This is a genomic window from Desulfatiglans sp. (assembly GCA_012513605.1).
In the GTDB taxonomy this organism is placed as follows: domain Bacteria; phylum Desulfobacterota; class DSM-4660; order Desulfatiglandales; family HGW-15; genus JAAZBV01.
This window is the reverse complement of record JAAZBV010000091.1, coordinates 1-6,576: the sequence shown is the minus strand read 5'-3', so window position 1 is coordinate 6,576 and position 6,576 is coordinate 1. Positions and strand designations below refer to the sequence as shown.

The window sequence follows — 6,576 nt, the reverse complement described above, 5'->3', positions numbered from 1 at the left end:
TTGATAATGTTTAAGGCCTCCTCCTCTAATGGTATATAGTTCTTTTGCGAAGAAAACCAAAAACCCATTAGAAAAGGAGAAGGCCAGATGAAATTTTATACAAAGCAACACAAATACTATTGCGGAATCGATTTACATGCAAGGAATATGTATATATGCATCCTTGATGGATCGGGTGAAATCATGGTTCACAAAAACCTGAAGACCAGCAGAGATTTATTTTTAAAAGTCATTGAACCATACAGGGAGGACATTGTTGTTGCAGTTGAGTGTATGTTCACATGGTACTGGCTCGCTGATCTATGTACTAAAGAAAATATTCCTTTTGTCCTCGGGCACGCATTATACATGAAAGCCATACATGGAGGCAAAGCTAAAAATGATAAAATTGATTCAAAAAAAATAGGGGTACTACTCAGGGGAGGAATGATACCCCAATCCTATGTATACCCCCAAAAAATGAGGGCAACAAGGAACCTTTTAAGAAGACGAAATCATCTGGTACGAAAACGGGCTGAACTCTTCAGTCATATACAGAATACAAGAAGCCAGTATAATCTCGATGATCCCTTTGGAAAAATAGCCAGACCTAAAAACAGGGAAGGAGTAGTAGAAAAGTTCGATGACTTTTCTGTGCAAAACATGGTCGCTGTCGATCTACAGGTAATTGAAGCCTATGACCCTATTATTGCTTCAATGGAATGGAATATCGTTAAAACGGCAAAATACCATGATCCTATATCCCTTGCCCTGCTTAACACTATAAATGGAATAGGAAAGATATTATCTATGGTAATCCTTTATGAAATTCAAGATATTAACCGATTTCCGACTGTTCAGGACTTCGCCTCATACAGCAGGCTTGTAAAATGCTCACATGAATCGGATGGTAAAAAATACGGCTCAGGCGGTAAAAAAATAGGTAATGCCCATCTCAAATGGGCCTTTTCTGAAGCTTCGGTTCTATTTATAAGAGGAAATGATCAAGCTAAAAAGTATTTGGATAGACTTACAAATAAACATGGAAAAGGAAAAGCATTGTCTATCCTGGCGCATAAGCTGGGTCGTGCAGTATATTATATATTAAAGAAAAAGAAGCCCTTTGATCAGGATAAATTCTTTGGGCTTTAGAGATGGAGGGGGCGGATCAGCCAGAAGTCTAACTGGTGCCATAAAGGAAATAAACACGTGTTCGCATCCAGGCGGGGTCAAGAAAACCCATGTGCCATATAGCACTCAGCGGATGGTGTGCATATATATTCCGGTAACCATATGCGTTGATTAGCGGTCCGTCCCGCTCCTAAAATATATCGACGTGCCTTTTGGCTCGTAGGTAAGGTTCTGCCCCTCACCCGAACCTGTAACTAACTGGGGATGCAGTTTATCAACCACTTTCTTTGATTAGGACGGTATGAGGGCACGGTAATATTTCTAGTGTCGCATTCATATTTATATGATTGCAGCGGTCTGTAATCCTTAGGCCCGCAGGAACATTATATGCGCTCCGACGAGTTATACAAAACCCATTCTCGCGCAAATAATATTCCTGCTGCTTTGTCAGTGTTAACAGTTGCTTTCCGATTACATATAGACTGTTGAACCTCGATAAGTGTTTGGTGCAGAATCTTTGAATTCTGAACTGAATATGAAATTAAGTCAGGGCTATAACTTACTGATTCACTAGGACGTTTTGCCTAGACTGAAAAACTAAAGATTTTTCGGCTTCGATGAGCTATTTCCTATTGACAAGCGGAGGCCTTATAAGTGTTTGTATCAGCCGATATGGATGGGGCAATAGAACCATGATTAAAGAGATGCCTGTCGTGCATTTCATGAAAATGGGGTAAGCTGCTATCATGGCAGGCGATACACTCACTATGCAAATGTGATGAAAGTACCAGGTGCAGCCCGTGCATAAGCGGTACAACCGCTAAAAATATGGCGGCTGCAACACTGATAACTAAACGGCATCTGAAATAAATACTTTTCACAATAACTACTCACCCTGTTCAAAACAGGTATGGGAATGGTGGTTTTTCAGCAGGCTTTAATATTGGTTCAATAATAAGAGGCACCTTATTGCCACCCATTTGTCGGATATCAAAAATGCCCTCTATCTGAACCCACTGATCATTTTTATATTTATTAGCCATATCCGAATCAAAGGCTATAGCAAGGGGCAAGGCATCAGCAGCACAGCAGTATCAATGACCCCGAAATATTTCCTGAGTTCCTTATCCCGCTGAAACATCCCGGTTAGTTTAACATGTCTGCACCTGTATTTTTCAGCTTTATTCATATAGACCTGATTATGTGACTCTATTTATAAAACCTGTAATGGCATTTATTTCGGGGATTTATATTGCCTTTTCTCATTAAATGCAATATTTTTGCATTTACTTATGCAATAATTCATTACAAATTTACATTATTTATAATCTATTGGATATATTATTAACTATTTATCATGCCAATTTAATTATGATAACAAGTTGCATGATCTAACATTGGCCTGATAAATATGTTATGAAGGAGAGATAAATTGAAAACACCGGCGAGACTATACTTTTCGATCCTGTTTTTTATATTGGCTTTATGCACAGTGGCTTCTGCATCTGACAAACTTAAAGTCTTTGTTACTATAGAACCACAGAGATATTTTGTTCAGCAGATAGGCAAAGATTTGGTGGATTGCCAGGTAATGGTGCCGACTGGCGCAGATGCGCATACATATGAGCCAAAGCCCAGGCAGATGGTCAGCCTTTCTGGCGCAAGGCTCTATTTTGCCACAAGTATTGAATTTGAAGAGGCACATTTTGACAAAATCGTCTCCATTAACCCGGCGATCAAGGTGGTCCATACGGATGAGGGCATTAAAAAGATACCCATGAAATCTCATCATCATGAATTGGATCACCATGAAGATGCAGATCATCACCATGAGTATGAAGCAGGTGAAGATATACACCATGATCACCATAGCCTTGACCCCCATATTTGGTTATCTCCCCCGCTTGTAAAGATACAGGCAACCGCAATCCTGGATGCGCTGAAGGAAGCTGACCCTGCCCATAAAAATGAGTATGAGGCTAATTACAAAAACTTTATCCGCAGGGTTGAACAACTGGATTCAGAATTAAAAACCATGTTTAAAGAGAAATCCGGCATGAAGTTTATTGTATTCCACCCAGCCTGGGGTTATTTTGCCAATGCCTATAAGCTTGAACAGGTGCCGGTTGAGATCGAGGGCAAGGAGCCCAAACCTGCACAATTAAAAGAACTGATCAGCCATGCAAGGGGAAATAATATAAAGGTTATCTTTGCACAGCCGCAATTTTCTGTTAAAAGTGCAAAGGTTATTGCGAGAGAGATAGGCGGAGAGGTTATTTTTGCCGATCCAATGGCATATGAGTGGTTGGAAAATCTAAAGGATGTGGCGGATAAATTCAGGGACGCATTGAAATAGAGATAATATAGATGGCTATAATTGAAATAAGTGATGTTGATTTCTCCTTTGAAAAGGAGACAGTGCTCAAGGATGTGAACTTAATGATCCCGCATGGGGATTTTGCAGCCATTATCGGGCCAAACGGAGGGGGTAAAACCACGCTGCTTAAACTGATACTGGGGCTGCTCGCCCCTCACAAGGGCAGCATACTTGTTGATGGAAAGCCACCGCAAAAGGCATCAAGGTGTATCGGCTATGTGCCGCAGAATGTGCATGTAAACAGGTCATTTCCGATCACAGCCCTTGATGTTGTGCTTATGGGGATGATCAATAGTGATACCAGGGCGGATCGTTCACAGGCTATTGCTGCCCTCGCTCGTATGGAGATGGAAGCATATGCAGATAGAAAAATAGGCTCCCTTTCCGGCGGACAGCGTCAGAGGGTATTTATTGCAAGGGCACTTGTTTCAGGGCCAAAGCTGCTTCTCCTGGATGAACCCACAGCGAGCATTGACGCAAAAGGACAGACCGATTTTTACAGGCTCTTAAAGGAGCTTAATAATGGGATCACTATCCTGCTAGTAAGCCATGACCTGCTCCTTATTTCACGCTATGTAAAGTCAGTGGCATGCGTGAATAAAAAGCTTTATTACCATAACCAGGCAGAGATCACAGGCGAGATGCTTGAGCATATGTATGCCGGCTCCACAGGAGAGACATGCCCTGTAGAGCTTATAGCCCACGGCATGCCCCACCGCGTGCTTAAGGATCATGAGGTGAACTGACATGCTCGAAGCTCTTCAGTTTGATTTTTTCCAGAACGCCCTGTTTGCAGGCCTCGTAGCAAGCATAATCTGTGGTATCATGGGGACCCTTGTGGTGGTAAACCGGATAGTCTTTTTATCAGGCGGAATAGCCCATGCCGCCTATGGGGGTGTGGGGCTTGCATTTTATCTCAAGTGGCCATATCTCCCAAGCACAATGGGCTTTTCATTTTTTGCCGCAATGATAATGGCCATGGTAAGCCATGCTGCAAAACATAGGGCTGATACCATTATCGGCGTTATATGGGCCTTCGGCATGGCCTTTGGCATTATTATGATAGATATAACACCGGGCTATAACGCGGACCTTATGAGCTACCTCTTTGGAAGCATCCTTACTGTTACCAGAAATGATATCTATATTATGATCATTATAGCGCTGCTCATGATTATACTTGCAAGGCTCTTTTACAAGGATCTTATTGCCATGTCATATGATGAGGAGTTTGCCAAAACAAGGGGGGTGCCTGTAGTAAAACTCTATTTCAGCCTTATAGGAATGCTTGCAATAACTACTGTGCTCCTCATACAGATAGTGGGGCTTATCCTTGTAATTGCGCTCCTGACCATACCCCCCTTCATTGCGGAAAAATATGTCAAATCACTTTTTCAGATGATGGTGGTTTCAAGTCTGCTGGGGGCGGTTTTTACAGTGATTGGTCTTATGATCTCATACAGATATGACCTGACATCAGGGGCATCCATAATAATGGTTTCAGCCATTGCATTTATATTTTCATTAATATTAGACAGGGTTAAATATATATTAAGGGTATAGTTGTTAGGTTAGCTTATGTGCAATCAATGTAATTATGAAGAGATGCTTGTAAAGGCAGGGCTTGAGGCCAGTTCAAACCGCATCGCTGTTCTTGAAGTGATTGGCAGTAACCCCTTCCCCCTTTCAGCCGCGGATATATTTAAGACCCTTGAACGCTCCGGCGCAATCAACCAGGTGACAGTATACAGGATACTTGACCTCCTGGTTGATCACCATGTTGCAGAACGCATAAGCACTGGCGGCAGGGCATTCTATTACGGCCTTGCGCCCAATAAAAATCATAAACCCCACCCCCACTTTTACTGCAAGATCTGCGGACAGATGGACTGCCTGAGCCCTGACAGCTTAAAGGTGGATGCAGAGACCTTCATGAAGATCTTTCCCGGCAGGGTGGATAAGGTGGAGGTGCGTATAGACGGGATATGTAAGAACTGTGAAAAATCGCAAACCAGGTAATTGTCAGAACAGATAATCGGTGTTGACGAAGCTGGAAGAGCGCTCGTGGATGATTTCGCGGAGGAGCTCTTTACCGGCGTCGCTTTCCGTGGCTGCCACCATGGAGCGGATTGAAAAACAGCGAAGCGCATCAGAGACTGAAAGCGTGCCCTCTGCGCTGTCCTTACGTCCGGTAAATGGATAAACGTCGGGGCCTCGCTGACACTGGGCATTGAGGTTTATGCGGCACACCTGGTTTGCGAACACGTCAATGAGCGGGCCTACCCTCTTAGGGTCTTTGCCGAAGATGCTCGCCTGCTGTCCGAAGTTGGAAGAGACGATATAGTCAAACACCTCATGCTCGTTATCGAAAACTGCAACCGGCACCACAGGACCGAATTGCTCTACAGTGTAGAGCTGCATATCAGATGTAACAGGATAGACCACCGCCGGAAAATAAAAGCTCTCATTAGAGATGCCTCCATTTGAGTTGCATATTGAGGCCCCTTTTTTAACAGCGTCGTCAACCAGGGAACGCATCTTATCCGGCGCTCCGGGCTCAGGGAGCGGTGTGATGCGCACACCTTTTTCCCAGGGAAGGCCAAAAGGGAGGGCGTCTACTGCATCGGAGAGCCTCTTTACGAAGGCATCAGCGATTGAGCGGTGCACGAACAGGATCTTGAGCGCTGTGCATCTTTGGCCGTTGAAGGACAGTGCGCCCGTGACGCACTCCCTGACAGCCAGGTCTATATCAGCGTCCGGAAGTATGATGCCCGGGTTCTTTGCGTCAAGCCCCAGGATGCAGCGCAGCCTGTTGGGCATTGGATGCTGCTTCTTAAGAATGTTGGCAGCGCGTGAACTGCCAATGAAGGCAAGGGCTGCCACCTGTCCTGATTCCATGATGGGGCCAGCCACATCCCTGCCATCACCATTAATGATGTTGACCACACCCCTGGGAAAACATTCTTTAAATGCGTGCAACAGGGGGATCTGGCACAGAGACCCATAGCGCGGCAGCTTTACTACCGCTGTGTTGCCCATGGCCAGAGCGGGAATGAGTGTGGTGAAGGTCTCGTTGAGCGGATAGTTGA

The 6,576-nt window shown here is 44.3% G+C and carries 7 protein-coding genes; 5 read left to right on the top strand and 2 right to left on the bottom strand.

The genetic code is table 11. From position 1 onward, the window contains the following. Positions 1–87 precede the first annotated feature (87 nt). Positions 88–1,131 carry an IS110 family transposase gene (locus GX654_12325; GenBank protein ID NLD37644.1) on the top strand — a complete coding sequence of 348 codons (1,044 nt, stop codon included), beginning with the start codon at positions 88–90 and terminating at the stop codon, positions 1,129–1,131. Between the two features lie 878 nt (positions 1,132–2,009). Here GX654_12325 and GX654_12320 read toward each other — a convergent pair. Then, complete coding sequence (locus GX654_12320; GenBank protein ID NLD37643.1) at positions 2,010–2,153, bottom strand: hypothetical protein; 144 nt, start codon at positions 2,151–2,153, stop codon at positions 2,010–2,012. A gap of 389 nt (positions 2,154–2,542) precedes the next feature. Between GX654_12320 and GX654_12315 the strand changes: the two genes are divergently transcribed. From GX654_12315 to GX654_12300, 4 genes are read left to right on the top strand one after another with little or no spacing between them, the layout of a single operon-like run. Further along, positions 2,543–3,466, top strand: a complete 924-nt coding sequence (locus tag GX654_12315; GenBank protein ID NLD37642.1) for a zinc ABC transporter solute-binding protein — start codon at positions 2,543–2,545, stop codon at positions 3,464–3,466. 11 nt (positions 3,467–3,477) lie between these two features. Continuing rightward, positions 3,478–4,233 (top strand): metal ABC transporter ATP-binding protein, encoded by a 756-nt coding sequence (locus GX654_12310; GenBank protein ID NLD37641.1) that lies wholly within the window; start codon positions 3,478–3,480, stop codon positions 4,231–4,233. Between the two features lies 1 nt (position 4,234). After that, positions 4,235–5,050, top strand: a complete 816-nt coding sequence (locus GX654_12305) for a metal ABC transporter permease (protein NLD37640.1) — start codon at positions 4,235–4,237, stop codon at positions 5,048–5,050. 15 nt (positions 5,051–5,065) lie between these two features. Further along, complete coding sequence (locus GX654_12300) at positions 5,066–5,506, top strand: transcriptional repressor (protein NLD37639.1); 441 nt, start codon at positions 5,066–5,068, stop codon at positions 5,504–5,506. Between the two features lie 3 nt (positions 5,507–5,509). Here GX654_12300 and GX654_12295 read toward each other — a convergent pair. Then, positions 5,510–6,576: aldehyde dehydrogenase family protein (locus tag GX654_12295; protein NLD37638.1), on the bottom strand; the 1,067-nt coding region annotated here is incomplete at its 5' end.